At 71.7% G+C, this 22,321-nt stretch carries 25 protein-coding genes, 3 tRNA genes and 2 pseudogenes; 11 read left to right on the forward strand and 19 right to left on the reverse strand.

Going from position 1 to position 22,321, the window contains the following annotated elements; all coding sequences use genetic code 11:
- Positions 1-153: 153 nt before the first annotated feature.
- The 4 genes and pseudogenes from C8N24_RS33320 to C8N24_RS35690 form a co-directional block, all read right to left on the reverse strand.
- Positions 154-1,119: a hypothetical protein gene (locus tag C8N24_RS33320; RefSeq protein WP_147447703.1), complete on the reverse strand. Its 966-nt coding sequence runs from the start codon at positions 1,117-1,119 to the stop codon at positions 154-156.
- A 117-nt stretch (positions 1,120-1,236) separates the two neighbouring features.
- Positions 1,237-2,526: pseudogene (locus tag C8N24_RS08665) on the reverse strand (AAA family ATPase).
- Entirely contained in the window at positions 2,451-3,215 is a 765-nt protein-coding gene (gene mobF / locus C8N24_RS08675; RefSeq protein WP_121249673.1) for a MobF family relaxase, read from the reverse strand. The pseudogene C8N24_RS08665 and the gene mobF overlap by 76 nt, the downstream one beginning before the upstream one ends.
- Positions 3,216-3,247: 32 nt before the next feature.
- Positions 3,248-3,340, reverse strand: a pseudogene (locus C8N24_RS35690) (hypothetical protein); the annotation flags it as partial.
- 607 nt (positions 3,341-3,947) lie between these two features.
- Here C8N24_RS35690 and C8N24_RS08685 point away from each other — a divergent pair.
- Positions 3,948-4,514 (forward strand): hypothetical protein, encoded by a 567-nt coding sequence (locus C8N24_RS08685; RefSeq protein ID WP_147447704.1) that lies wholly within the window; start codon positions 3,948-3,950, stop codon positions 4,512-4,514.
- Between the two features lie 6 nt (positions 4,515-4,520).
- Here C8N24_RS08685 and C8N24_RS08690 read toward each other — a convergent pair whose 3' ends face one another.
- The 4 genes from C8N24_RS08690 to mreB all read right to left on the reverse strand — a co-directional run bounded on the left by C8N24_RS08690 (position 4,521) and on the right by mreB (position 7,083).
- Positions 4,521-5,591 (reverse strand): DUF2971 domain-containing protein, encoded by a 1,071-nt coding sequence (locus tag C8N24_RS08690; RefSeq protein ID WP_147447705.1) that lies wholly within the window; start codon positions 5,589-5,591, stop codon positions 4,521-4,523.
- A 179-nt stretch (positions 5,592-5,770) separates the two neighbouring features.
- A tRNA-Arg gene (locus C8N24_RS08695) sits at positions 5,771-5,844 on the reverse strand.
- 58 nt (positions 5,845-5,902) lie between these two features.
- Positions 5,903-5,993, reverse strand: a tRNA-Ser gene (locus C8N24_RS08700).
- Positions 5,994-6,021: 28 nt separating this feature from the next.
- Positions 6,022-7,083, reverse strand: a complete 1,062-nt coding sequence (mreB, locus tag C8N24_RS08705; protein ID WP_121249677.1) for a rod shape-determining protein — start codon at positions 7,081-7,083, stop codon at positions 6,022-6,024.
- A 69-nt stretch (positions 7,084-7,152) separates the two neighbouring features.
- Here mreB and C8N24_RS08710 point away from each other — a divergent pair.
- Positions 7,153-7,239, forward strand: a tRNA-Ser gene (locus C8N24_RS08710).
- A gap of 1 nt (position 7,240) precedes the next feature.
- Here the strand turns inward: C8N24_RS08710 and C8N24_RS08715 are convergent.
- The gene (locus C8N24_RS08715) at positions 7,241-7,810 is read right to left on the reverse strand and encodes a helix-turn-helix domain-containing protein (RefSeq protein WP_121249678.1); all 570 of its coding nucleotides are present in this window, start codon (positions 7,808-7,810) and stop codon (positions 7,241-7,243) included.
- Between the two features lie 48 nt (positions 7,811-7,858).
- On the opposite strand from C8N24_RS08715, the gene C8N24_RS08720 reads away from it, so the two are divergent.
- Positions 7,859-8,668 (forward strand): NAD(P)/FAD-dependent oxidoreductase, encoded by an 810-nt coding sequence (locus tag C8N24_RS08720; protein ID WP_121249679.1) that lies wholly within the window; start codon positions 7,859-7,861, stop codon positions 8,666-8,668.
- Here the strand turns inward: C8N24_RS08720 and C8N24_RS08725 are convergent.
- A complete protein-coding gene (locus C8N24_RS08725; protein WP_121249680.1) occupies positions 8,647-9,033 on the reverse strand; it encodes a J domain-containing protein in 387 nt (128 codons plus the stop codon). The genes C8N24_RS08720 and C8N24_RS08725 overlap by 22 nt on opposite strands.
- Positions 9,033-9,464: a cupin domain-containing protein gene (locus C8N24_RS08730; protein WP_121249681.1), complete on the reverse strand. Its 432-nt coding sequence runs from the start codon at positions 9,462-9,464 to the stop codon at positions 9,033-9,035. The genes C8N24_RS08725 and C8N24_RS08730 overlap by 1 nt, the downstream gene beginning before the upstream one ends.
- Before the next feature lie 47 nt (positions 9,465-9,511).
- On the opposite strand from C8N24_RS08730, the gene C8N24_RS08735 reads away from it, so the two are divergent.
- Genes C8N24_RS08735 through C8N24_RS08750 form a run of 4 tightly spaced genes read left to right on the forward strand, consistent with a single transcriptional unit; the run spans position 9,512 to position 12,276 of the window.
- Positions 9,512-9,943 (forward strand): Fur family transcriptional regulator, encoded by a 432-nt coding sequence (locus C8N24_RS08735; protein WP_170178952.1) that lies wholly within the window; start codon positions 9,512-9,514, stop codon positions 9,941-9,943.
- Complete coding sequence (locus C8N24_RS08740) at positions 9,930-10,844, forward strand: energy-coupling factor ABC transporter permease (RefSeq protein ID WP_121249683.1); 915 nt, start codon at positions 9,930-9,932, stop codon at positions 10,842-10,844. Before C8N24_RS08735 ends, C8N24_RS08740 begins: the two co-directional genes overlap by 14 nt.
- Positions 10,841-11,521, forward strand: a complete 681-nt coding sequence (locus C8N24_RS08745; RefSeq protein WP_121249684.1) for an energy-coupling factor transporter transmembrane component T family protein — start codon at positions 10,841-10,843, stop codon at positions 11,519-11,521. The genes C8N24_RS08740 and C8N24_RS08745 overlap by 4 nt, the downstream gene beginning before the upstream one ends.
- Positions 11,518-12,276, forward strand: coding sequence for an energy-coupling factor ABC transporter ATP-binding protein (locus tag C8N24_RS08750; RefSeq protein ID WP_121249685.1), 759 nt, complete (start codon positions 11,518-11,520; stop codon positions 12,274-12,276). The genes C8N24_RS08745 and C8N24_RS08750 overlap by 4 nt, the downstream gene beginning before the upstream one ends.
- Here the strand turns inward: C8N24_RS08750 and tal are convergent.
- Positions 12,212-13,315 (reverse strand): transaldolase, encoded by a 1,104-nt coding sequence (tal, locus tag C8N24_RS08755; RefSeq protein ID WP_121249686.1) that lies wholly within the window; start codon positions 13,313-13,315, stop codon positions 12,212-12,214. The two genes, C8N24_RS08750 and tal, sit on opposite strands and share 65 nt — an antisense overlap.
- Before the next feature lie 31 nt (positions 13,316-13,346).
- Here tal and C8N24_RS08760 point away from each other — a divergent pair, with 31 nt between their 5' ends.
- Positions 13,347-14,297 carry an NADPH:quinone oxidoreductase family protein gene (locus C8N24_RS08760; protein WP_121249687.1) on the forward strand — a complete coding sequence of 317 codons (951 nt, stop codon included), beginning with the start codon at positions 13,347-13,349 and terminating at the stop codon, positions 14,295-14,297.
- Here the strand turns inward: C8N24_RS08760 and C8N24_RS08765 are convergent.
- Entirely contained in the window at positions 14,248-14,913 is a 666-nt protein-coding gene (locus tag C8N24_RS08765) for a YqjF family protein (RefSeq protein ID WP_121249688.1), read from the reverse strand. The two genes, C8N24_RS08760 and C8N24_RS08765, sit on opposite strands and share 50 nt — an antisense overlap.
- Before the next feature lie 34 nt (positions 14,914-14,947).
- Between C8N24_RS08765 and C8N24_RS08770 the strand changes: the two genes are divergently transcribed.
- Complete coding sequence (locus C8N24_RS08770; RefSeq protein WP_121249689.1) at positions 14,948-15,346, forward strand: CBS domain-containing protein; 399 nt, start codon at positions 14,948-14,950, stop codon at positions 15,344-15,346.
- Here the strand turns inward: C8N24_RS08770 and C8N24_RS08775 are convergent.
- Genes C8N24_RS08775 through C8N24_RS08780 form a run of 3 tightly spaced genes read right to left on the reverse strand, consistent with a single transcriptional unit; the run spans position 15,334 to position 17,538 of the window.
- Positions 15,334-16,302 (reverse strand): DUF892 family protein, encoded by a 969-nt coding sequence (locus tag C8N24_RS08775; protein ID WP_121249690.1) that lies wholly within the window; start codon positions 16,300-16,302, stop codon positions 15,334-15,336. The genes C8N24_RS08770 and C8N24_RS08775 overlap by 13 nt on opposite strands.
- 19 nt (positions 16,303-16,321) lie before the next feature.
- Positions 16,322-16,495 carry a hypothetical protein gene (locus tag C8N24_RS33780; RefSeq protein ID WP_170178953.1) on the reverse strand — a complete coding sequence of 58 codons (174 nt, stop codon included), beginning with the start codon at positions 16,493-16,495 and terminating at the stop codon, positions 16,322-16,324.
- A complete protein-coding gene (locus C8N24_RS08780; RefSeq protein ID WP_170178954.1) occupies positions 16,492-17,538 on the reverse strand; it encodes an AbrB family transcriptional regulator in 1,047 nt (348 codons plus the stop codon). Before C8N24_RS08780 ends, C8N24_RS33780 begins: the two co-directional genes overlap by 4 nt.
- A gap of 54 nt (positions 17,539-17,592) precedes the next feature.
- On the opposite strand from C8N24_RS08780, the gene C8N24_RS08785 reads away from it, so the two are divergent.
- Both C8N24_RS08785 and C8N24_RS08790 read left to right on the forward strand, forming a co-directional pair.
- The gene (locus C8N24_RS08785; RefSeq protein WP_121249691.1) at positions 17,593-19,209 is read left to right on the forward strand and encodes a thiamine pyrophosphate-binding protein; all 1,617 of its coding nucleotides are present in this window, start codon (positions 17,593-17,595) and stop codon (positions 19,207-19,209) included.
- On the forward strand, positions 19,199-19,951 hold the full coding sequence (locus C8N24_RS08790) for a cyclase family protein (RefSeq protein WP_211339888.1): 753 nt from the start codon (positions 19,199-19,201) through the stop codon (positions 19,949-19,951). Before C8N24_RS08785 ends, C8N24_RS08790 begins: the two co-directional genes overlap by 11 nt.
- Here the strand turns inward: C8N24_RS08790 and C8N24_RS08795 are convergent.
- From C8N24_RS08795 to C8N24_RS08805, 3 genes are read right to left on the reverse strand one after another with little or no spacing between them, the layout of a single operon-like run.
- A complete protein-coding gene (locus tag C8N24_RS08795; RefSeq protein WP_121249693.1) occupies positions 19,948-20,679 on the reverse strand; it encodes a tyrosine-protein phosphatase in 732 nt (243 codons plus the stop codon). The two genes, C8N24_RS08790 and C8N24_RS08795, sit on opposite strands and share 4 nt — an antisense overlap.
- A complete protein-coding gene (gene serS, locus C8N24_RS08800) occupies positions 20,663-21,895 on the reverse strand; it encodes a serine--tRNA ligase (protein ID WP_121249694.1) in 1,233 nt (410 codons plus the stop codon). The genes C8N24_RS08795 and serS overlap by 17 nt, the downstream gene beginning before the upstream one ends.
- A gap of 9 nt (positions 21,896-21,904) precedes the next feature.
- Positions 21,905-22,321 carry a c-type cytochrome gene (locus C8N24_RS08805; RefSeq protein WP_170178955.1) on the reverse strand — a complete coding sequence of 139 codons (417 nt, stop codon included), beginning with the start codon at positions 22,319-22,321 and terminating at the stop codon, positions 21,905-21,907.

Here is a 22,321-nt window from a genome sequence, read left to right on the forward strand (position 1 = left end):
ATCGGACCGAGCTCGCGCTGCATCTGGACGCCTCCCACACGCCATTTCCCGTAGTAGGCGTGGCGCCTGATGAACACCGAACCGGAGCCGTATGCGCGTCTGCCGCGGTCTGGCATCAGAGGTCGCGAACCGTTGAGAGCGGGAACTGCGGACTCAGTCCGCTGGGGGGTGGGTCTCGTCGAAGCGGTCGGCGCCGATCCAGGCTCCGCGCGCGTAAGCCAAGCCCATCGCCTCGGTGTATGGGCCTTCCAGCGCGCCCAGCAGGACGTCGTAGGCGCAGGCCGCCGCCGCGGCGACGCACTGCCAGACGGAGTCGTCACGTTCGAGCGCGTTGACCCACGACGCGAAGACGATGCCCACCTCGAACGCGATCGCGGCCGGGCGGCCTTCGAAGTAGATGACGTGGTTGTTCACTGCCTCGAGTAGCGCCGAGCGTGGAAACTTGGTCCCCCTCACCGCTCGCGACCGACGTCGCCGAGTCCGAGGAGTCGCTGCGCGCGATCGAGCTCTCGTTTTGCCTCGTTCCAAGCGGCGGCCCCGTGTCGGGTCGGCGAGCGACGAGTGCGCGCCAGGGGTCGTCGATGCCGTGTCGAGCGCGGTAGCGCTCGACGACGTGCAGCGCGCGGTCCCAGGCGGCCCGCTCGTCGCGAGTGTCCGGTCGAGTGCCGAGAGCGTCTGCGATGTACCGGGGGGCGTCGCGTGCTTGTAGGTGCGTTCGCGTGTGTGGGCGCGCGCGTCGAGTTCGTCGACGATGGCGCTGTGGCAGGCGATTTCCTCGGCGTGCGCTTCCGCCCATCGGGGTGCGATGCGGCGCTCGTGCCGCTCCGCGACCAACCCGGTGACGCGCTCGGCTGCCGCGGTCCCGTCGCGTTCGGCCGTCGTGCAGTCGGGGCCGCGACGGCGGAAGAGCCGGCTCCGTGTCTGCTCCGCCGCACGTCGTCTCTCGCTCGCCGCTTCGAGCGCGTTGTGCGCTCGCTCCAGCTCGCGGTCCAGGTTGGCGAGCGAGCGGGCGTCCGCTGCGGTCGGGTCGGCGGCCAGCACGCGCGCGAGGCGGGCTCGCTCGGCGACGAGTTCTTCGGTCGCCCGTGAGGCGAGCTCGTTTCTGTCCAGGATCGACAACGCGGCCTGTTGCGCCTGCGACGTGTCGAGTGCCGTGGAGGTCGCGCTGAGGGACCGATCGCCGTCGCAGACGTAGAAGCGTGTCCGTTCGCGAGCTCGGGTGAATGCGACGTAGCCCTACTCGCGGGAGATGCCTTCGGAGCCGAGCACGAAGACGCGGTCTGCGGTCTGGCCCTGCATGACGTGCGCGGTGGCGGCGTAGCCGTGGACGAGCGCCGGCTGCTGGCGACGGCCTGTATCCGCGAGGAAGCGCGCGTCCAGGTCGGTCATGTGACCGTCGGCGAGTTTGACGCGCAGCGCCCGTTGGTCGGTGGCTACCGCGACGACGCGGCCGCGGTTGCCGTTCTGAATGCCGAGCCGCTTGTCGTTGCGCTTGATGACGACGATGTCGCCGACGGCGAACTCGCCGCCGTCGAGTTCCAGTCGTTCGGCGCCGAGCTGGCCGGCGCGGTCAATCTCGAGGCGAGCCCGGGCGTTCAACTCAGCCACCTCGCTACGGCGAGCCGCGATGATGACCGCGCTCCCGTCAGTGGTGTGCGCTGCGCAGAAGTCGCCCACGACGCAGCCGAGCAGGGCGTCCGCGTTGTTGGCGAGGACCACGTCGCCGTGCTCGCAGGCGACGGCGAGTGCGTCGCCGCCGGCGCCCGCTCTCAGGAGTTCCACTTTGTGCCGGTCATGCGGATGGCGCTGGCGACGGTTCTCCGTGAGCGTCACGATGTCCGGCTGAGCCGCCAGCGCGCGGAAGCATCCGCCGGCGTCGATCTCCGGCAGATGGTGCGGGTCGCCGACGAGGACGACCTTCGTGTGCCGTTCGACCGCGTGCTGCAGGATCTCGTCGAGGTCGAGGGTGCCGAGCATCCCGGCCTCGTCGAGGACGAGCACGCCGCCTTAGGGAAGCGCTGCGCGGCGACCGCGGCGCAGCTCGTGCAGCAACGCCGCCACGCGGGTCGACTCGATGCCGGCCTGGTCGAAGAGGACATGCGCCGCCGCGCGAACCACGGCGGCACCGCGAACCTCGACACCGGACGCGCCCCAGGCGGCGCGTGCGGCGTCGCGCGCGAACGTCTTGCCGCTGCCTGCCGGTCCGGCGACGATCTCTACGCCGTGGCCGCTGGTCGTGAGGCACCGGACCATCTGCGCTTGATCGATGCCGATGGTCGGGCGCTCCGCCAGGGCGTGGTCAACAACGCGTTCGTCGGCGATCGCAGCGCCGTCCGCGCGACGCTGCGCCGGAGCAGCCAGCAGGCGCCGCTCGGCGTCAAGGACCGCAGGGGTCGTGTAGCGCTCGGCGGAGGGCATCGAAGGGACCGTGCGACCGTCGGCCCGGCGGATCACCTCGGAGCGGTTGCGGTCGGCGCCAGCGGTGAGCGGAATCGCGTGCTCGGTCGCCAGGAACCGATCCGCCATTTCCTCGACCGCTGTGAGCGTCGCACCCTCGCGCGCGAACTCGGCGAGCGTCTGGAGCCGGAGGCGACGATCGAGTGCGACGCGCTGCGGGTCAGACCGTCACGGCCGGCCAGTCTGGTGATCAACCGCTCGTCGTGGAGGGGCGAGCGCATCTCGGCTCGCGCTCGACCGAGCAACCCCTGAACGCGCTGCGGCGTCAGACTGAGGCGGGCCGCGCGGTCTCGCCATTCCGGCAGCAGCTGCGCGGGTGTGACGCCGTAGTCCTTGGCTTCGCGGGTCCGTACGGCGGCGACCTGGCGGGCGGCGGCGCTGGCCTGGCCGCGCTGGCGCAGGTAGGCGTCGATCTCGTGGCTCCGCTGGCTGAACGCGTCGAGGACGTCCTGCGGGACGCCGCGGATGTCGGCGATGCCGTTGACCGGGCCCTCCCACTGCGCGGCAAGGTCCCGGGCGAGTGCGTTGCGAAGCGCCGCCTCGTGGACGTAGCCCGCGGTCTCGGCGTGCGCGTAGATCAGACGACCATCGAGCGCCGCCCACTGTCCATCCGGTCGCTGGATCGCGTTTGCGACCAGGACATGCGTGTGGAGCTGTGGGTCTCCCGCGCGCGACGTCCGGTGTTCGAACGCGGCCGCGAGGAACCGCGGCCGGCGAATCCCTCGCCCAGCCCACCCTTGCCCGTCCGTCCGCGGCACGCCACCGACTCGAGGTACTGGAGGGCTTGGCTGACGGCTTCGTCCTGCACACGCCGGATAGTTGTGCGCACATCGTTCTCGGCGATCCCGAACAGCACCGAAGCGGATTCGGGCACCGAGAACATCAGATCGAAGCCCTATCCGGGACCTGGGCCTGCCGGATCGGGCCGTCGAGCTCCGCGCCCGTTACGGGGTCGGACCACGACAGCGCCCTGTGCAGCGTTTCCTCCTGGACCTCACGGCCCGCGAGACCGAGCCGTTCGGCCTCAGCACCCATCCCCAGTGCCCAGGCGCCTCAGGCGCCGTGAGGTAGTAGTCCTCGACGCCAGAGGCGACGCTCTCGCGATGGTCGGCGCGGCCCTGCGCTTGGTCGAGGTAGTAGCGCTGGCCGCCGGCTCCGAGTTTCGCGAGAGAGAGCACCTACTCGTTAGGCCGACGAGGAGGCCAATCCGGCCAACAAGTTCGGCGGCACCCGGAGGGGTGCAAGTGCGTCTGTCCTAGAGGCGTTGCCGTCGAAGCGCTCCATCGGCGTTGCCGTCGGAGCACTCCATCCCGTGGTCTCGGCGGTGTCGCGTCGCCTTGAGCGGCGATGAGCTTAGACTCGGCGCGCCCGTGCCTACACCTGACGTTGAGCCCTCCAACCCGTTGACAATCCCAGGATCTGAAATCACTGCCGGCATTAAGGCGGCTGCGGCCCTTCGTCGGCTCCTTCGTAAGCCGCCGCCAGGAGCGGTGCTGCGGCTGCGGGTTTCTCGTCGCGACGAGATTCGCCAGCACATCAAGGGGGAACCCGAAGTCTTGGTCGTCAACGCCAAGAAGTGGGACGCCGAGGGGAAGCCCGACAACCGCATCTTCGCGCGCGGCGCGTCGGACTGGTTCAAAGCCGAAGTCAAAGGCGCGCATGACGCCGGGTTCGAATGGTTCTCCGCAGTCGAGTACGTCCGCATTCGCCACGGCAAGGCGTACCGGGTCGATGACCCTAGTAGTCCAGGGGCACGGAAGGTCGTCGTGGTCGGCCGACTCCGCTACGAGACGATCACCTTCATCGACTGGGCGCCGGACCCTGGATCAGGCTCGCCGCGCTTCTACGTGGCGTACAACTGGCGCCATGAGCCGTACGCCGACACGCTGCTCTACGAGGAGTCCGGGTATGAAGACCACCTGTACCCGCTGGATGGCGTCAAGTACGTGGGCTACCCGCGCGCGCAACGCGTCGCGTGGCGCTTCCGCAGTGCGCGCTACGCGATCGAACAACGCCGGCGCGATAGGCAAGAGCGCGATCGCCGCTACGAGGGGTGACGCGTTTCACGACCACCGATGACTGGCGCAGAACTTGTCCGGAGTCGCGTCCGGCTGTAGCAGCGGACTGTCGGTGCTCCGCCGCTCCGGAGCTACGCCCGGAGCGGGATGGCCGACGATGACACCTCGATCGCATCGAGGTTGGACTCGCGGATGAGGTAGCGCATCGCCAGCGAAGCCAGTTCCGGATGCGCAGTAGGTCCAACTCGCACCTCCCGGACTGAAAGGTTCGCAAGCGCGAGGTCTAAACGAACCCCGCCAGGTTCCTTGTTCGGCACCCATCGGAATCGGCACATACGGGACAAGACCGCGCGCGCCACTCCTGAAACGCCGCCGGGCTGCGTCGACAACACCGTCCGGTTCCCTCGCGTAGATCAAGCGCCATTCGCGCTCTTCGCTGAACGCGGCATCCTTGATCTGGTATCCGAACGATTGCGCCAGATGCGAGAAGCTCTCTGCGACGACCTTGAGCGATTCTTCCGCGTCGTTTTGCGGCTGCCGGTTGACGTGGTGGACCCATGCTCCAATCGAACCGTCGACGAGCTTCTGGGCTAATTGCCGTTGCTGATCCGGATCGTAGATCACTCGCGTAAGGCTCAGTCCATACGTCGAGATCGAGTCGGATTGAATCGAGGGCCCGTCGAACCCGACCGCGTACCCACCGCCGGCAACCCCGTAAGCGCGCCACTGACCAAGGAGGTCGCCCTCTTCGCAGAAGCAGACGGCGTAGATCTCGGGGTCATCGGGGAGCGAGGACACGACGGTGCCCAGTTCCTCCGTGATCAACGTCAGCAGGTCGTTGCCAGGCATCTGTTGGCGGGCGACCTCCAGAGCGTCCCTCAGCATCGGATACGCGAGCCGCAGCTCCGATGCATCGTTCATGAACAACGCGTGGGTCGCCCAAAGTTCGCGCTGAGCCAACATCCCCAGCGCACCCCCAGAGTCCGTGTAGTGCCAGAGCCGCGGCGGAACGGGGCTGCTGTTCGCCCAGAGGATCTCGGTGCCTTCGATAACGACGCCGATACGGAGAAGATCAAGCGGATCGTCGCCGCGGTTCGGCAATGGGTCGGAGGTCACGGCCACAAGTCTCGTTCGCCCTCCGGACGTTGAGCACGTGTTCCGCAGCTTCCGAGTGAGCCGGCGGCTGACTGCTCGCGACCGAGATTCGCGATTGGTACCCAATTGGTACCCGCGGCCTTTCGGACCGCTTCGCCCGGAAACGCGAAAGCCCCGCGGTTGCGGGGCTTTCGTCTCAGCGCGCCCGAGAGGATTCGAACCTCTGACCTTCGGTTCCGTAGACCGACGCTCTATCCAGCTGAGCTACGGGCGCTGGGTGCGCTGCGGCGGAGCAGTTTAGCGCCCCGCCTCCCGGGCTTCACCCGGGGCGACGGACAGGGCGGGATTCGAACCCGCGATGGAGCTTTATTACCCCATACTCGCTTAGCAGGCGAGCGCCTTCAGCCTCTCGGCCACCTGTCCCGGTCCGCGGAGTGTAGAGGGGTCGGCGTCAGCTCGCGCGGTTGCGTCGTCCGCGGGGCATCGTGTCGAGCTCTTCGAGGGACATCCCGGCGCCCGTGGCGACGCAGGCGAGGGGGTCGTCGGCGATGCGGACGGGCATGCCGGTCTCGCGGGCCACGCGGTCCTCGAAGCCGCGCAGGAGCGAGCCTCCGCCGGCCAGGAGGACGCCCTCGGTGGTGATGTCGGCGGCCAGCTCGGGCGGGGTCTCCTCGAGGGTGGCGTGGATCGTGGTCATGATGTCGGCGAGCGGGGCGGCGATCGCCTGGCGGACCTCTTCGGAGGTCAGGACGATCTCGCGGGGCAGGCCGGACGCAAGATCGCGCCCACGGATCGACGTCTGGATCTCCTCGCGCAGGGGGATCGCGGAGCCGGCGGCGAGCTTGATCGCCTCGGCGGACTGGGAGCCGATCGCCATCCGGTGCTCGAGGCGGATGTGGTTGGTGATCGCGTCGTCGAGGTCGTAGCCGCCGACGCGCAGGGACTTGGCCACGACGAGGCCGCCGAGCGAGATGATCGCGACCTCGCTCGTGCCACCGCCGATGTCGACGACCATGCGACCCTTGGGCTCGGCGATGTCCACGCCGGCGCCGATCGCGGCCGCCAGGGACTCCTCGATCAGGTGGACCTCACGGGCGCCGGCGCTCAAAGTCGCCTCTTCGACGGCCCGCCGCTCGACCTCGGTGATGCCCGACGGCGCGCAGATGACCATCCGGGGCCGGGCGAAGCGGGAATGCAAGACCTTTCCCACGAATTGGCGCAGCATCGCCTCGGTGACCTCGAAGTCGGCGATCACGCCGTGGCGCAGCGGGCGGTCCGCCGAGATGGTCGCGGGGGTGCGTCCGATCATCCGCTGGGCGTCCGCGCCGACCGCGTGCACCTCACCGGTGCGCTGGTCGATCGCGACCACGGATGGCTCTGACAGGACGATTCCGCGCCCGCGGACGTAGACGACCGTGTTGGCCGTGCCAAGGTCGACCGCGACGTCGCCACCGGCCCGCAACCGGCCCACGTGACGTCGACGGCCGGAGCCGAACAGTCCGTTCCAGGACATCTGTGCGCTCACTCAAGCAGATGGGGCGGCGATCCCCTCCGAAAGAGGGGCGTACCCTTAGCCGCTGCTGGAGGGGTGGCAGAGTGGTCGATCGCGCCGGTCTTGAAAACCGGAGTCCGTGCAAGCGGACCGTGGGTTCGAATCCCACCCCCTCCGCTCATTCGTGCAGATGCAGCTTCTGGCCCTGCGGTCCGAAGATGCCGATCAGCTCGACCGGGCCGTCGACCGCGCCGAACCAGTGGGGCGTCCAGGTGGAGAACTCGACCGCCTCGCCCGCCTCGATGATGAAGTCCTTCTCGCCGAGGACGAGCCGGAGCTTGCCGGAGAGCACGTAGAACCAGTCGTGGCCCTCGTGGACGGGGAGCTCGTCGGGCGGCACGCGGCCGTCGGGCACGACGACGATGCGGTACGCCTGCAGACCGCCGGGGCTGCCGCGGTGCGTCAACGGCCACATCGTCATCGGGCCCATCTTCTGCGGCTGGGAGCGCACGCGGGGGTCGGCGGGCGGCACCGCGCCCAGGAGCTCGTCGGCGCTCACGCCCAGCGCGCTCGCCAGCGCGGGCAGGTGATCCAGCGCGAGCCGGCGCTTGCCCGACTCGAGCCGGCTCAGCGTGGAGACGTCGATGTGCGCCCGCTCCGCCACCTGCGCCAGGGTCAGGCCCTGCTCGGTGCGCAGCTCGCGCAGCCGCCGCCGGACCCGGGTGTCCACCGCCTCGTTTGCCGTCATGGCAATACATCTTGACGCAAAGCGACACCCGCTTCATTCTCGAAAGCAATGACTTGGGATTGCATCGTCGTCGGCGGCGGGGCCGCGGGGCTGAGCGCAGCGCTCGTCCTGGGCCGTGCGCGCCGGCGCACATTGATCGTCGACAAGGGCGAGCCGAGCAACCGGTTCGCCCACGGCATCGGCGGCCTGCTCGGGCAGGACGGCCGGGCGCCGCAGGACTTCTACGCCGATGGCCGCAAGGAGCTGGAGCAGTACCCGAGCGTCGAATACCGCGCCGGGGAGGTGGTCGACGCGTCCCCGGGCTTCACGCTCACGCTGGATGACGGCAGCACCGAGACCGCCACGACCGTGATCCTGGCCACCGGCATGGACTACCGCTATCCGGACTTCCCGGGCGCGGCCGAGCGCTGGGGCGACACCGCCTTCCACTGCCCGTTCTGCCACGGCTGGGAGGTGCGCGACCAGCCGCTGGTGGTGCTGGACCCGTCCGAGCACGGCGAGGCCCGCGTGGCCATGCTCAAGGGCTGGAGCGACGACGTCACGCTGATCACGGAGACGCCGCGGGAGCTGCGCGACGGCGAGCTCGTCCTGCACGACGGCACGACCGTCCCCTGCGGCGGCCTGATGATGGCCGTCCGCCTGCACCAGCGCTCGGGCCTGGCGGCCAAGCTGGGCGCGCAGCCCGCCGACCCGAACCACATCGCCGAGGACGCGCTCACCACGGAGCTGTCCGCCACCACCGCGCCGGGCGTGTTCGCGGCGGGCGACATCGCCGCGCCGATGCCGTCAGTGGCGAACGCGGTCGCGGCCGGGTCGAACGCCGCGGCCGCCGCGGTTCACTTCCTCCTGCTCCACTGACGCCAGAGCAGCCACGCCGCGCCGCCCACGACCGCGCCGACCCAGCCGAACACCAGAACCAGAAGGCCCGCCGCCAGCACCGGCGCCGCGATCGCGGCGGGCTCGCGCGGCGGGCGGGCGAGCACGAAGCGGCGCCCGTCGAGGACGAACGCGTCGCCCGGACGGCCACGGAAGACCACGCGCGCCCCGGCAACCCGGGCCACGTGCCCGTCCCGCAGCGCCTCGTAGGCGACGTTGATCGCCTTCATGCGCTCCTCGTCGGGCGTCGCGCCCGCCTCGGAGTACTGCTTGACGAGCCGGTTGCGGAGCGCGCGCAGGTCGCCGTCGAACGACGGGTCGATGCCGAGTGCCTCGTACGGGTCCACTACCCCCTGTTCTGCGCCGCGTCCGGGGACGCCTCCCAGAAGTCGTCGATCTTCGTCGCGTCCTGGCGGCCGAGCTGCTTGGAGATCGCCCAGATCTCCACCGGCTCGTCGCCCTCGTTGCGGTGCGACCGGGGGGTCTTGGGCGCGACGCGCACGGCCGCCGGGGCGCTGACGCGGTGCACGTCGTCGCCCGCCCGGAACGTCAGCGTGCCGCGAGCGACGATGTAGATCTCCTCGATCTCGTCGTGGTAGTGCCCGGTGCCCTGCTCGAAGTCGGAGTGCGGCGGGACGCGGATGAGCGTCACCGCGACCTGCTCGGCGCCGAGGAGGTCGGTCAGGCGGCGGAACTCGCCCGGGACGTCGCTCCCGGCGTAGTGGTCCTGCGCGTCATCGGCGTTGACGATCTTGTAGTCGGCCATCGCGCCCTTCATTACCCGAGATCGCAACTGCAAGTGAGTTGCATTTAGACTCCGCGCCCGTGACGCTCGCCCACCACGTGCCCAGGCTCCACGCCCCGGACCTCGAGGCGGCCCTGGAGCTGCTGCGCCAGAAGGGGCTGCGCGTCTCCGCCTCGCGCCGGCTCGTGCTCGAGGCGCTGTACGCCGACCGTCGCCCGCGCACCGCGGAGCAGCTCGCCAACGGCACGGACGTCGCGTCCGTCTACCGCAACCTGGACACGCTGGAGGAGCTCGGCCTCGTCCGCCACGTGCACCTCGGCCACGGTCCGGGCCTCTACAGCATCGACGAGTACGAGTTCGTCAGCTGCGACGGCTGCGGCGCGTACGAGGCGATCGAGCCGCAGCGGCTGGACGAGGCGCGCGCCGCGATCCACAGGGCGCTCGGGTACCACGCGCGCTTCACGCACTTCCCCATCGTCGGCCTGTGCGAGTACTGCCATGCACATTCCTGACGGCTTCCTGTCGACCGAGGTGGCCGTGGCGTGCGCGGTCCCGGCGGCGGCCGCGGTCGCCATCGGCCTGCGCCGCGCGAACGCCGACCTCGACGAGCGCCGCGTGCCCCTGCTGGGCGTGACCGCCGCGTTCGTGTTCGCGGCGCAGATGCTCAACTTCCCGATCGCGGGCGGCACGAGCGGCCACTTCCTCGGCGCCGCGCTCGCCGCGATCCTGCTCGGGCCGTGGCTCGCGTGCCTGACGCTGGCGGTCGTGCTCGGCGTGCAGGCGCTGCTGTTCGCCGACGGCGGGATCACGGCGCTCGGCGCCAACGTCTTCAACATGGGCGTCGCCGGTGCGCTCGTCGTCGGTGGCTTGATGCGCGCGGCGAACACGCTCGCGCCGCGGCGGCTCGTCCCGATCGCGGCCGTCGGCGCGTGGCTCGCCGTGATGACCGGCGCCGCGCTCACGTCGGTGGAGTTGGCCGCGTCCGGCACCGTGCCGCTGGGGACCGTGCTGCCGGCGATGCTGGGCACGCACGCGCTGATCGGCGTGGGCGAGGCCGCGATCACACTCGCCGCGGTGAGCGCCGTGCTCGCCACCCGCCCAGACCTGATCGACCAGCCCGCGGCCCGTCCGGCGCGCGTGCGGCCGTTCGTGGTCGTCGCGCTCGCGGTCGCCGTCGGCTTGGCGACCGCCGTCTCGCCGTTCGCGTCCTCGCACCCGGACGGGCTCGAGCGCGTCGCCTCCGACCAAGGCTTCGTGGACGCCGGCCGGGCCTCCTCCGGTCCGATCCCCGACTACGCGTTCCCGGAGATCGACGACGAGCGCCTCGCCACCGGCCTGGCGGGCTTCACCGGCACGCTCGTCGCGTTCGGCGTCGGCTTCCTCGTCGTGCGCGGGCGCCGCCGGCTCGCATGAGCACGCTGCACGAGTCGGGCGTGGTCGGTGACAGCCCGATCCATCGACTCGACCCGCGCGCCAAGCTCCTGGGGCTGCTGAGCGTGACGCTGATCGCCGTGTCGAGCGCGGCCTGGCCCGTCCACGCGGCGTGCGCGGCGGCGCTGCTCGCGGTCGCCGCGGCGGCGCGGATCGGCCCGCGCGTCATCGTCCGCCGCGCCCGCCTGATCCTCCTCCCCGTGCTCCTCGTCGCGTTGTTCGCGCCCACGTCGTTCGCGACCGTCGGCGCGAAGGCGGTGATCGGCACGGTGTCCGCCGTCCTGCTGGGCGCGACCACGAGCTTCCCGGACGTCCTGCACGCGCTCGAGCGCCTGCGGACGCCGCGGCTGCTCGTGCTGATCGCGGCGTTCATGTACCGCTACCTGTTCACGATCGTCGACGAGGTGCAGCGGATGCGCGCCGCGCTGACCGCACGCGGGTACGCGCCGCGGCACGCGCTGCAGGTCCAGGCGCTCGGACGCGTCGCCACCGCGCTGTTCCTGCGCACCTACGAGCGCGCCGAGCGCGTGCACCTGGCGATGCTCGCGCGCGGCTTCGACGAGCGCATGCCGCGCCTGCAGGCGCTGACCTTCCGCCGCGCCGACGGGCTGTTCCTGACCGCGCTGCTGCCGCTCCTGGCCGTCAGGGTCGCCGCGTGATCGTCGCGCGTGACCTGCGCTTCGCCTACCCGAACGGCGTCGTCGGGCTGGACGGCGTGAGCCTGCGCATCGACGAGGGCGAGCGCGTGGCCGTGCTCGGCCCCAACGGCGCCGGCAAGACCACGCTGATGCTGCACCTGAACGCGCTGCTGCGCGGGCAGGGCGAGCTGACCGTCGCGGGCACGAGCGACGCGAAGGCGCTGCGCGCGCTCGTCGGGCTCGTGTTCCAGGACCCCGACGACCAGCTGTTCATGCCGACCGTACGCGAGGACGTCGCCTTCGGCCCGCTCAACCAGCGGCTGCCGGACGTGCCGGCGCGTGTGGAGGACGCGCTGCGCGCCGTCCGCATGGAGGGCTTCGCCGACCGCGCGCCGCACCAGCTCAGCCTCGGCCAGAAGCGGCGCGTGGCCGTCGCCACGGTGCTCGCGATGGACCCGAAGGTGCTCGTGCTGGACGAGCCGAGCGCGAACCTGGACCCGCGCACGCGGCGCGAGCTGATCGAGACGCTCGCCACGATCGACCGCACGCTGCTGGTCGTGAGCCACGACCTACCGCTCGCGGCGCGGCTGTGCGCGCGGAGCGTGCTGCTGAGCGCGGGCCGCGTCGTCGCCGACGGGCCCACGCTCGAGCTGCTCGCCGACGAGGCGCTCCTGGCCGCGCACGACCTGGAGCTCCCCGAGGGCTTCGACCTTACGCGGCTACCTCGGCCCGCTTCGCCTCGATCCCGTCCAGCAGCTTCTGCATCGGGACCATGAAGGCGTCGATGCCGTCGCGGAGGAGCTTGTCCGTGACGTCGTCGAGGTCGATGCCGGCGGCGGCCAGCGCCTCCAGGTCGGCGCTCGCGTCCTCGGCGCCGGTCGCCCCGGTGAGCTCGCCCTCGTTGCGGGCGGCCTCGAGGGTCGGCATCGGCATCGTGTTGACCGTGTTCGGCGCGACCAGGCCCCAGACGTACAGGGTCGACGGGTAGGCCGGGTTCTTGACGCCGGTCGAGGCCCACAGCGGGCGCTGGACGGGCGCGCCGGCCTCGCGCAGCGCCGCGAAGCGCTCGCCCTCGAACACGCGCTGGTAGGCGGCGTACGCGGCGCGCGCGTTGGCCAGGCCGGCGCGGCCCTGCAGCTCGGTGTTGCCGGCCTCGGTCAAGCGCTTGTCGACCTCGGTGTCCACGCGCGAGACGAAGAACGACGCGACGGAGTGGCGGTCCAGCGGCAGCCCGGCCTCCTGGCGACGCTCGAGGCCGCGGATGTAGGCCTCCATGACCTTCTCGTACGCCGCGACGCTGAACAGCAGCGTCACGTTGACGTTCAGGCCCTCGAAGATCGCCTGTTCGATGGCCGGGACGCCCGCCTCGGTGGCCGGGATCTTGATCATCAGGTTCGGGCGGTCGACCAGGTTCCAGTACTCCCGCGCCTGGGCGATCGTGCCCTCCGTGTCGTGTGCGAGATCAGGATCGACCTCCCAGGACACGTAGCCGTCGACGCCGTTGGTGCGGTCGTAGACGGGGCGGAGGACGTCGGCCGCGGACTGGACGTCGTGCAACGCCAGCGCGCGGTAGGTGTCGGTCGCGCTCTTGCCCTCCGAGACGAGACGCTTGATCTCGTCGTCGTAGTCGGCCGAGCCGAGGATGGACTTCTCGAAGATCGCGGGGTTGGAGGTCACGCCCTGCAGCGAGTCCTGCTCGACCATCCGCGCCAGCTCGCCGGTCTCGATCAGCCCGCGGGAGAGCTGGTCGAGCCAGATCGACGTCCCGGCCGCGGTCAGCGCGGCCAGACGCTCATTCACTGCGGTTGCGCTCATGCCCTTACGATGGCACGTACGCTGCCGGGGTATGCGGGCGATCCAGATCGTCGAGCTCAGCGGCCCCGGCTCGCTGCAGCTCGCGGACATCGACGAGCCGGCCGGAGAGGGCGTCGTGATCGACGTCCACGCGGCCGGCGTCTCCTTCCCCGAAGTGCTGCAGTCGCGCGGGCAGTACCAGCTCAAGCCGGAGCTGCCGTTCGTGCCCGGAAGCGAGGTGGCGGGCGTCGTGCGCGCCGACGCGCACGGCTTCAAGGCCGGGGAGCGCGTGGCCGCGTTCACGATGCTGGGCGGGTTCGCCCAGACCGTCGTCGCGCAGCCGCACCTCACGTTCCGGCTGCACGACGCGCTCGACTTCGCGCAGGGCGCCGGGCTGATCCTCAACTACCACACCGCGTACTTCTCGCTGGTCAACCGCGGGCGGCTCGCGAGCGGGGAGACCGTGCTCGTGCACGGCGCCGCCGGTGGCGTCGGCACGGCCTCCATCCAGGTGGCGAAGGGGCTGGGCGCGCGCGTGCTGGCGGTGGTGTCCTCCGACGAGAAGGCCGACGTGGCGCGCGCGGCCGGGGCGGACGAGGTGCTCCGCTCCGACGGCGCGTGGAAGGACGAGGCCAAGGCGCTCGGCGGCGCCGACCTGGTGCTCGACCCCGTCGGCGGCGACCGCTTCACCGACAGCCTGCGGTCGCTGAACCCCGACGGGCGGCTCGTGGTCGTCGGCTTCACCGCCGGGGCGATCCCCGAGGTCAAGGTCAACCGGCTGCTGCTCAACAACCTCGACGTCGTCGGGGCGGGCTGGGGCGCGTACATCACCAAGCGCCCGGAGACGATCGCGCAGGTCGCCGCGCGGCTCGACGCGCTGATCGCGGCCGGGCACGTGCGGCCGGTCGTGGGTGCGCGCTTCCCGCTCGAGCAGGCGACGGCCGCGCTGGAGCTCATCGACGGTCGCGGCGCGACCGGGAAAGTGGTGCTGGAGCCCAGATGAGCACGTCCTGGCGGCGCGCAAAGTGCAACAGCGGCTCGCGCACCGGCAGCTCCACCGGCGCCATCGTGTTGCGGGTGATCGACGCCGTCGCGGCCTGCAGCGGCCACGGCGGGTGCTGGATGTCCGCGCGCAGGACCCGGCCGAAGCCGGTCGTGTAGAGGGCGTAGCGCTCGGTCAGGAAGTGGTCGAGCGTGCCGGGCGCGGCCGGTGCCGGCGGACCGGTCGGCGCGTAGGTGGCCGCCCAGCTCGCTCCCTTGCGCTCGCTGCGGTAGCGGACGGTCGTGGCGTCGCGTTCGACGGTCATCGCCGCGCGGAAGTACGGGAGCCGGTAGGTCAGCCGCGCGCCGAGCACCGCGGGCGCGCTGCCCGCGTCGAGGCTGAAGAACCAGATGCCCGGGCGACCGTCGACCGTCGTGTAGGTGCGGACGTTGAGCTCGGGGAAGCGTTGGACCGTCGGCAGGCCGCGCGGCCGTACGGTCGCGACGAACGGCGTGATGCCGACCCACCCCATCCCCTCGTACGTGTCGACCGGCAGCTCGGGCGGGAGGTGCGGGCGCAGCGCCTCCGGTGGCACCGGCCAGTGCGCGAACAGCAGGTCCAACCAGGTCTGGGCCATCACCCACGGTCCGCTGTAAGGTGGAGGCGAGGCGATGAGCTCCACCGTTCACATCCCGTTCGACGCCGCCGGCCCGGCCGTCAAGGACGTGATGATGCTCGAGCCGCGGTCGGTCGGCCCGGCCACGCCGATCGCCGAGATCCGCGAGACGTTCGAGAGCCCGTCGGTGAAGCTGATGCTCGTCACCGACGGCGAGCGCTTCCTGGGCACGGTCACGCGCGACGACCTCCCCGCGTCCGGCGACGGCCCGATCGAGCCGCACGTGCGCACGGACACGCCGCGGCTGTCGCCGGAGGACCCGGTGGACAAGGCGCTCGCGCTGTTCAACGACCACGGCCTGAGCCGCATCCCCGTCGTCACGGGCTCAGACCGGCTCGAAGGGCTCGTGTGCGTGAACGGGTCGCACGCGGCGTTCTGCATCTACCCCCGCTGAGCGACCTCGCGCAGTGAGGCGTCCAGCGCGGCGTCGAACGTCCCGAAGATGAGCTCGGCGGCCGCGCGCTCGTCCGGGAGGATCGTGTCGGCGATCATCGCCGTGTCCCCGTCGCCGGCCAGCCGCGCGGTGCGCGTGAGCTGCTCGTAGGCGCCGATCTCGAGGTGCTCGAAGGCGTAGGCGAACATCGCCAGCTTCGCGGGCGTGTCCGGGTTCGCGGCCCAGAAGCCGCCCCAGTTGAGGCCGCCGAGCTTGAGGGCGGCGTCCTTGAGCCGGCTCGGTGACGCGCCGATCTCGCTCAGACGACGCTCGACGAGCTCGCTGTGGCGCTGCGTCTGCGCGTGGTGGTTCTCCAGCACCGCGGCCAGCGGCGTGCCGGCCGCCAGCTTCGGGCCCTTGTCGAGCAGCGCGTTGGCCTGCGCCTCCAGGGCGTGCGCGTCGGCGAGGTAGTCGTCGATGTGCTCGCCGGGGTCGCGGTCCCGCAACGAGGCGGCGACGGTCTTGTCCCAGGACTCGCCGATCCGGATCGCCATCGCCTCCTCCTCGGCACGGATCTCGCGCGCGACGCGGGCCGTGTCCTCGTCGCCCGCGCGGATCGCGACCCGCTCGAGCAGGTCGTAGGCCGCGAGCTCCATGTGCTCGTACGAGTAGGCGTGCGTGGCGAGCTTGCCCGGCGTGTCCGGGTTGGCCTTCGCGAACAGCACGAAGCCCTTGCCGCTGATCGCGCCGAGGAGATCCTCGATCCGTGAGGGCGAGGCGTCGTGCACCTCGAGCCGCTCGCGGATCAGCTGCTCGTGGCGCTCGGTCTCCTTGCGGTGCTCCTCGAAGGCGGCGGCCACGTCAGGGTCGCCGGCGAGGTCCGGCGCCTTGCGCATCTGCGCCAGAGCCTGGACCTCCATGGCGTGGACGTCGGTGAGGTACTTGACGAGTTGCTCGCTCAGGGTCTCAGGGGCCATGCTCCGAGACCTACCCAGATCAGTCCGCTTGCGGTGGTTCGCTCTCCGGGAGGCCGGGCAGCGGCGCCTCCTCGGTGTCCATGTCGTCCGGCGGGCCGAGCGGCTGGTCGTCGATCTCGGGCGAGCCGTCCTCGGCGGGCGGCGGCTCCTCCGGGATGTCCGGGTCGTCGGGCGTGATCGGCGTCTCGCTCATGCCTGACGCCTACCCACCTTCGCCAGCCGGCGCACCGCGAGCGGGGCGAGCACCACCGACACGATCACGCGCAGGCTCTGCACGGCGACGATGAAGGTGATGTTGCCGTTGGACGCGAACGCGACGGCCAGCACGGCGTAGATGCCGCCCGGCGTGGTGGCCAGGTAGGCGTCGCGCAGGGTGACGTCGGTCAGCAGGTGCAGCACGACCGCCAGGCCGAAGCAGGCGACCAGCAGCGCGAGGATGCCGACGAGCACGGGGACGAGCAGCCGGCCCATCTGGCGGACCGTGTCGGTGGTGAAGCGCAGGCCGACCTGCAGGCCGATCAGCGCGAACGCCAGCTCGCGCACGACGGGCGGGACGACGAACTCCACGCCCGCCAGCGTCAACGCGCCGGCCACGACCATCGGCCCCATCAGCGTGCCGGCGGGAACGCCGATCCGGCGCGCCGCCAGCGCCGCCGTGGGCGCGATCGCGGCCGCGAGCAGCCAGTCCGCCGGCGTCGCCAGCAGCGCCTCGCTCGGCCCGCCGCCGCCCGCTCCGCCGCCACCCCACGCGGCGGCCAGCAGCGGCGTGAGCAGCACCGTGACGAGCACGCGCAGGTACTGCATGAACGCGACGAGCCGGTCGTCGCCGCCGATCTCGTCCGCCATGCCGACGATGCCCGAGGCGCCGCCCGCGATCATGCCCAGCTGCGCGGTCGGCCGGTCGAGCTCGGTCCGGCGCTCGAGCACCAGCCCCACCGCCATGCTGACGACGAGCGTCCCGGCGCTGACGAGCGCCACCGGCAGCCACGCGCCACCGACGGCCTCGAGCGCGTCCGGGTCCAGGTACGCCCCGAGCGTCACGCCCAGCACGGCCTGCGCGGACACGAACGTCCCCCGCGGCAGGACGCCCGACGTGCGCGGCCGCACGAGCGCCGCCGCGAGCCCCACGAGCAGCGCGGCGAACAGCGTCGCCGAGCTCAGACCGACCAGGTCGAGCGCGAGCGCCACGACCGCCGTGAGCGCGCCCAGCACCACGATCGAGACGACGGTCCGCACGCGCCGCCACGCTAGCGTCGAACTTAAACGTCCTGGACGTTTATCTTCGGCGGCATGCTCGTCTCCGAAGTCGTCGGCCGGACCGTCCATGCCCTTGGGGGCGATGTCGTCTTCGGCCTGATGGGGAGTGGGAACCTCGCGGTGACGAACGCGATCGTCGCGGCCGGCGGGCGGTTCTTCTCGTCGCGGCACGAGACGGGCGCGCTGTGCATGGCGGACGGGTACGCGCGGGTCAGCGGGCGGCTCGGCGTCGCGTCGGTGCACCAGGGCCCGGGGCTCACGAACGCCATCACCGGGCTGGCCGAGGCGGCGAAGAGCCGCACGCCCCTTCTGCTGCTCGCGGCGGACACGCCCGCCGTGCAGCTGCGGTCGAACTTCAAGATCGACCAGGACGCGCTGGTGGAGTCGGTCGGGGCGGTCTCCGAGCGCGTGCACGGCCCGCAGACCGCCGTCGCCGACACGGCCCGGGCGGTGCGCCGGGCGGTGCGCGAGCGCCGCACCGTCGTGCTGAACCTGCCGCTCGACGTGCAAGCCGCGGAGGTGGAGCTGACGCCGCCACCGGCCGTGTCCGAGCCCACGCCGGCCATCCCCAGCGACCTGACCGACGTGGTCGCCGCGCTCCGGAGCGCCGAGCGCCCCGCGCTCATCGCCGGCCGCGGCGCGGTGCTGGCGGACGCGGGCTCCGCGCTGCGCACCCTCGGCGACCGGCTCGGCGCGGTGCTGGCGACCACCGCCGTCGGCAACGGCCTGTTCGCCGGTGACCCGTTCGACCTCGGCATCTCCGGCGGCTTCTCCACGCCGGTCGCCCAGCGGCTCCTGAAGGAGTCGGACGTCGTCATCGCCTTCGGCGCCGCGCTCAACCAGTGGACGACGCGCCACGGCGCGCTGATCGGCCCCGACGCCACCGTGATCCAGGTCGACCGCGACCTGGAGGCGCTCGGCGCCCACCGGCCGGTCGATCACGCCGTGCTCGGCGACGCGCGCGCCACGGCGCTCGCGCTCCTCGACCACGTGCAGGACTCCGGCCGCCGCAGCGACGCGCTCGCCGCGGAGATCGCCGCCGGGCGCTGGCGCGACGAGCCCTACGAGGAGAGCCGCGACTGGCTCGACCCGCGCGCGCTGAGCATCGCGCTCGACGACCTGCTGCCCGAGGAGCGCACCGTGGTCGTGGACTCGGGCGCGTTCATGGGCTACCCGGCGATGTACCTGCGCGTCCCCGACGCGCACGGCTTCGTCTTCCCGCAGGCCTTCCAGTGCGTCGGGCTCGCGCTCGGCAACGCGATCGGCGCCGCCGTTGCGAACCCGGACCGGCTGACGGTCTGCGCGGTCGGCGACGGCGGGCTGCTGATGTCGCTGCCCGACCTGGAGACGCTCGGGCGGCTGAACCTGAACGTCCTCGTCGTGATCTACGACGACGCCGCGTACGGCGCCGAGGTGCACCACTTCCGCCCGATGGGCATCCCCGTCGAGCTCGCCCAGTTCCCGCCGACCGACTTCGCGGCGTTCGCCGAGGCCGCGGGCTGCCGCGGCGTCACCGCCCGCTCGGTCGACGCCCTCGAGGCCGTCCGCGTGTGGCTCGCCGAGCCCGACCGCGGGCCGCTCGTGCTGGACGCCAAAGTCGACCCTGACATCTGTGCCGAATGGCTTGAGGAGGCATTTCGTGGCCACTGAACAACTCGCCGCCGCGCTCGCGAGCGGCGAGACCCGCGTCGTCGATCTCACGCAACCGCTGAGCGAGAGCACGCCGGTGCTGCAGCTGCCGCCGCCGTTCGCCAACACGCCGGGGCTCTCGCGCGAGACGATCAGCGAGTACGACGACGCCGGGCCCGCGTGGGCGTGGAAGACGCTGACTGTCGGCGAGCACGTCGGCACGCACTTCGACGCGCCCATCCACTGGGTCACGGGCAAGGACGGCGAAGACGTCGCGAGCGCCGCGCCCGAACGGCTCGTCGCGCCCGTGGCGGTGATCGACAAGTCCGCCGAGGCGGCGGCCGACCCGAACTACCTGCTCACGCTCGACGACATCCGCGAGTGGGAGAACCAGCACGGCGAGCTTCCGCGCGGCGGCTGGCTGTTCCTGCGCACGGGCTGGGACGCGCGCGCCCACGACCAGGCCGCGTTCCTCAACGGCGGCGAGACGCCCGGTCCGGACGTGGAGGCGGCGCGCTGGCTGGCCGACATCGCGCCGATCGTCGGCGTCGGCGTGGAGACGGTCGGCACGGACGCGGGCCTCGCGCACTCGTTCGACCCGCCGTTCCCGGTGCACCACTTCCTGCTCGGCGCCGGCAAGTACGGCCTCACGCAGCTCGCCAACCTCGCGGAGCTCCCGCCGGCGGGCGCGATCGCGATCGTCGCGCCGCTCAAGCTCGTCGACGGCACCGGCTCGCCGAGCCGCGTCTTCGCGCTGGTCTAGCCGACGAGGCGGGCGCGCAGCGGCGCGGGGTCGAAGCCCTGCGCCGCGAGCCAGCCGGCGGCGCCGCCGTGGCGCTCGTCCAGTACCTCGAGCACGCGCTCGAGGTACTCGGCGCGCGGCAGCCGCGACTCGTCCGACACGCCCTCCAGGTCCCGCCGGTAGGTCTCGGAGGACCGCAGGCGAGCCATGATCGGGCCGATCCGCTCACCGGTGAGCGCGTAGTCGGCGACGATCGCCTCGCGCGTGACGCCGACCGCCGACAACGCCAGGGCGACGACCATGCCGGTGCGGTCCTTGCCCGCCGCGCAATGCACGATCACGGGGCCGGGCCCGTCGGCGATGTCGTTGAGCGCCCCGATGAAGGAGTCGGGCCGGTCGCGCAGATAGGCGAGGTAGTAGCGGACGTACGGGTTGTCATCGTCGTCGTACTCACCAATGACGACATCCGTGTAGGTGCCCTTCTCGGGGTAGAGCGAGCGGTGGCGCACGTCGGCCCGCTCCAGCAGCGGACCCTCGCCCTCGGCCTCCACCTCCAGCCCCGAGCGCAGGTCCACGACGACACGCACGCCGAGCTCGTCGACCAGCCGCGAGACGTCCCGCCCGGTCAGGCCCTGCAGGTTGTCCGACCGGATGAGGACACCGCCGGCCGTGACGCCGCCACCTTCGAGCGGCAGTCCCCCGAGGTCGCGGACGTTGACCGCGCCCTCGAGGTCAACCCAGCCGGGCAGGCGCGCCCCACTCCTGGAGCACGGACGGGATCTCCACGGCCCCGTCCTCGGCCTGGTGGTTCTCCAACAGCGCGATCAGCGTCCGCCCGACGGCCACCGCGGTGCCGTTGAGCGTGTGCACGTGCTCGGGCTTGCCGCCCTCCGGCCGGTAGCGGATGTCCAGCCGGCGCGCCTGGAAGCTCGTGGTGTTCGAGGTCGACGTGAGCTCGCGGAAGCGCTGCTGCGACGGCAGCCACGCCTCCAGGTCGAACTTCTTGGCCGCGCTCGAGCCGAGGTCGTCGACGGCGATGTTCACCACGCGGTACGGGATCCCGAGGCCCTGGAGGATCTCCTCCTCGATCGCGAGCAGGCGCTCGTGCTCGGCGGGGGACTCCGACGGCTCGACGAACGAGAACATCTCGACCTTGTCGAACTGGTGGACGCGGAAGATGCCGCGGGTGTCCTTGCCGGCAGCGCCAGCCTCGCGGCGGAAGCACGGCGAGAAGCCGGCGTAGCGACGCGGCACCTCGTCCATGATCTCGCCCGCGTGCAGCGAGGCCAGCGGCACCTCGGACGTACCCGTCAGGTACAGCGGGTCGTCGGCCAGGCGGTAGATCTGCTGCTCGGTGTCGGGCAGGAAGCCCGTGCCGAACAGCGCCTCCTCCTTGACCAGGACGGGCGGGATGACCGGCTCGAACCCGTGCCCGCGCAGCTTCCCCATCACCCAGCGCACGAGCGCCAGCTCGAGGAACACGAGGTCGCCCTTGAGGTAGGCGAAGCGCGAGCCGGCGACCTTGGAGCCGGCCTCCATGTCGACCATCGCGCCGGCCAGCTCGAGGTGGTCGCGGCCGGACTCGGCGCGCTCGCCCCACTCGCGAAGGGGCGTGTCCTCGTCGGCGGCGGTCGGGTCGGTGAGGTTCGGGAGCGTGACCTCGAGCTCGCGCAGCTCCTCTTCGAGCCGCGCCTTCTCGGGCTCGAGCTCCTTGACGCGCGCGCTGACGGCCTGCATCGCGGCGATCGCCTCGGACGCGTCGGCGCCCGTGCGCTTGGCCTCGCCGATCGCCTTCGCGCCGGCGTTGCGCTCCGCCTGCGCGGCCTCGAGCTCGGGACGGATGGCGTTCAAGCGCTCACGCGCGGCCAAGGCGGCGCGCAGGCGTTCGTCGGAGCCGTCCTTGCGGCGCGCGAGCGCCGCGACGGCGGGTTCGGGGTCGCGGCTGATCGCCCGCAGGTCGAGCATCGGGTGCCTCTACCCGGCCGGGGGGCAGTCCTGCGCGGCCTGCGACCCGCCGACGACCTCTGGCTTCGAGTACTTGGCCAGGAAGTCCGCGAGCAGCTCCGCTTCCTCGCCGGTCACGATGTTCTGCGGCATCGGCCCGGAGGAGAAGCCGCCGTTGCGGATCGCGTACAGCGCGCAATTGCGCGACACGTGCCGCTGGTTGAAGTTCGGCCCGTCCTTGTACTCGCGGGTCCGGATGTTCGTGGTCGAACCCTGCGTTCCCGCCTGGCTCAGCGTGTGGCAACCGGAGCACCGCTCCGTGAAGAGCTCGGCGGCGCGCTGCTCGTTGCTGGCGACCGAGATCCCTTCCTCGCCACAGGCGGAAACGGCGCCGGCGGTCGCGGCGAACAGCGTGGCAATCAGCAGGGCGCGGCGGAACCTCGTCAT

This window comes from Solirubrobacter pauli (assembly GCF_003633755.1).
In the GTDB taxonomy this organism is placed as follows: domain Bacteria; phylum Actinomycetota; class Thermoleophilia; order Solirubrobacterales; family Solirubrobacteraceae; genus Solirubrobacter; species Solirubrobacter pauli.